The 786-nt window shown below is 60.6% G+C and carries 1 protein-coding gene; it reads right to left on the bottom strand.

Features of this window, described 5'->3' with window-relative positions:
* On the bottom strand, positions 1 to 618 hold a 618-nt coding region (locus NW819_RS14315; RefSeq protein ID WP_414414157.1), incomplete at its 3' end, for a Uma2 family endonuclease.
* Positions 619 to 786 lie beyond the last annotated feature (168 nt).

Genomic DNA, 786 nt, shown 5'->3' with positions numbered 1-786 from the left:
GTTAGCGGGACGGAGTCCTTTGTCCTCCAGCCATGTGGACGCGAAGGGGACAAACTCACCTCCCCGCCGCTGAAAAAGGGCCAGAGGGGATCCCTGGAGTTCCCTTAGTTGCCGCAAGGGAGAGGCTACGCCCGCTGTGCGATCGTAGACCGCGTAGTAGCTGACGCCGGCGCGGGCATAGTCTTTGCGTTTGCGGCCCAGCTCTTCCCCTTTGCGCTTGGAGACAATCTCAATGACCACATCCGGCGGCTTACCCATCTCCCAGACCAGGTAGGTGCGATCTTCCTTGCGCTCAAAGCTGGCGGGGGGAGCCACCTCCAGGCTGAGCGTCACATCGGGCATCAGGGGAGGCAGTTTGAGGGCATAGAACAGACCGACATTGGCCGTGGCCAAAAAGGGGATCGGTTCCCCGGTGTCTTTGGCCTTGGGCTGGAATGAGGTGTAGAGGGCACCGGTGAGCAGGCGCTGCAGCTTTTTGGAGAGAATGCTGTCCGCGGGCTCATCATCCTCGATGACCAGGTCGCTGTTCGCGCAGCGGGTGTAGCCTTTATCCGGTGGCGGAGGAAATGCCGTCTCTGGCATCGAGGGCTGGACTGGGCTGGAGGGTGCGGAAACCATGCTCACCGGGATCCCTTGCTGGTGTTGCTAACTACGGACTAGGGCTCAGCTAAGGCTGCTGAGCTGTTTGCCCAGCAGGCGTAGCCTTTTTCGAGGGTAACAAAAGTTTTCGGGAACATGATGGACATGCCACCGAAGCAGCGGATGCCGATCGCGTTAGCGGGACGG

The organism is Synechococcus sp. R8-2 (genome assembly GCF_047461715.1).
Lineage (GTDB): Bacteria > Cyanobacteriota > Cyanobacteriia > Thermostichales > Thermostichaceae > Thermostichus.
This window is presented reverse-complemented; position numbering and strand designations above follow the sequence as displayed.